General features: G+C 32.9%; 2 protein-coding genes and 1 pseudogene. 1 reads left to right on the top strand and 2 read right to left on the bottom strand.

The genetic code is table 11. The annotated features are described in order from the left end of the window. Nucleotides 1-215 precede the first annotated feature (215 nt). Complete coding sequence (locus IDG60_RS12150; protein ID WP_000621926.1) at nt 216-707, bottom strand: GNAT family N-acetyltransferase; 492 nt, start codon at nt 705-707, stop codon at nt 216-218. A 193-nt stretch (nt 708-900) separates the two neighbouring features. Here IDG60_RS12150 and srtA point away from each other — a divergent pair, with 193 nt between their 5' ends. Continuing rightward, nucleotides 901-1,521 (top strand): class A sortase SrtA, encoded by a 621-nt coding sequence (srtA, locus tag IDG60_RS12145; RefSeq protein ID WP_000759359.1) that lies wholly within the window; start codon nt 901-903, stop codon nt 1,519-1,521. 161 nt (nt 1,522-1,682) lie between these two features. Here the strand turns inward: srtA and IDG60_RS12140 are convergent. Further along, nucleotides 1,683-2,032 (bottom strand): annotated as a pseudogene (locus IDG60_RS12140) (peptide ABC transporter permease); the annotation flags it as partial.

Here is a 2,032-nt window from a genome sequence, read left to right as displayed (position 1 = left end):
AGTATTTCTTATGCATGAGTTTTACTCATGTATTCCTATTTTTAAGTACACATTAGCTGTGGCTAATGTGTAAGAACCACTACATAATAAATCATTAGTGGCTCTTTATCATTTCTGTCCCACTCCCCTGAGAAGTTTAAAATTTTATATGTTGGCTTGTTATGTTAAGGGAATTAACATGGTTGTCTTGTTTATATTATGTGATTCAAACATTACTAGTCTTGTAAATCTAATTCGTAAAATGCTAAATCTAACCATTGATTGAATTTAAAACCTACATTGGTCAGTGTGCCGGCATGCTTAAAAGCAAACTTTTGATGCAACTGAATACTCGCTTTGTTGGAAGCATCAATGCCTGCAACTAGCGCACGATAACCTTTAGCTTTTGCTTCAACAATTAAATGGTGTAGTAATTGACTAGCAATACCTTTTCCTCTAGCTGAAGCATCGACATAAATAGAATGTTCGATTGTATATAGGTATGCTGGCCAAGGTCTAAACGAACCGAACGTCGCAAACCCTAAGACACTTCCATTTTCCTCAAATACAAAGATAGGCTCATGCTTACGTTGTTTCGTTTCAAACCATGCGACACGTTCGTCTATGGTTTGTGGTTCATAAGTATAAACAGCTGTAGTATTGATAATGGCATCATTGTATATCGCTAATATAGCGTTTAAATCCTCTTTTTTAGCGTATCTAATCATATCAATTCCCCCTTAGTAATTATTAAAAGCGTTTCGTTATTTGAATGCAAATATGTGTAATGAAATCTAACGTAAAAGTATACATGTAAATTTTATAGTATAAAATGAATTGCTATGAGTCATTTTGAAATTAATGGTATACTATATGAAATGTTAACAGGCATTGTGAAATGTATAAAAGGAGCCTTAACGTATGAAAAAATGGACAAATCGATTAATGACAATCGCTGGTGTGGTACTTATCCTAGTGGCAGCATATTTGTTTGCTAAACCACATATCGATAATTATCTTCACGATAAAGATAAAGATGAAAAGATTGAACAATATGATAAAAATGTAAAAGAACAGGCGAGTAAAGATAAAAAGCAGCAAGCTAAACCTCAAATTCCGAAAGATAAATCGAAAGTGGCAGGCTATATTGAAATTCCAGATGCTGATATTAAAGAACCAGTATATCCAGGACCAGCAACACCTGAACAATTAAATAGAGGTGTAAGCTTTGCAGAAGAAAACGAATCACTAGATGATCAAAATATTTCAATTGCAGGACACACTTTCATTGACCGTCCGAACTATCAATTTACAAATCTTAAAGCAGCCAAAAAAGGTAGTATGGTGTACTTTAAAGTTGGTAATGAAACACGTAAGTATAAAATGACAAGTATAAGAGATGTTAAGCCTACAGATGTAGAAGTTCTAGATGAACAAAAAGGTAAAGATAAACAATTAACATTAATTACTTGTGATGATTACAATGAAAAGACAGGCGTTTGGGAAAAACGTAAAATCTTTGTAGCTACAGAAGTCAAATAATCTATTACGCTAATGGATGAATATATTGAGTGGAAAACAGTCTTGATTGCGAGACTGTTTTTTTGTTTGGTATGAGGTAGCAATGACGACGTGTCATTGGTGGAGATTGTAAAAATACATAATAAAAAGGAGCGACAATGGATGCCGCTCCTTTTTATGTACTACATACCGATTTTCAACCATCTCTTTCTACTTAGTAATAAGACAATAGTATTAACTATAAATAGAAGAACGAAGAATGATACTGTATTTATAATTTCAGTAGGACACATAAATGTTGACTCGTTATTCAATATTTTTTCTACGGCACGATACATCGTATTGCTCGCCTCAAATGGAGCAACGATACCAAATATATTTTTATTAATGGCAACTAAGATGACTGAACCAATCCAATATACAATGCTGATACCTAAGCTGATTAAAATATTAGGTGAAACCATACTAATCGTTCCAACAACTAAGATATATTGTAAGATAACGAGTGAAAATAAGATTATTAATAGTAAGT

The organism is Staphylococcus sp. EG-SA-2 (genome assembly GCF_017152085.1).
The sequence above is the reverse complement of the archived record's forward strand: the minus strand, read 5'-3'. Positions and strand labels throughout refer to the sequence as shown.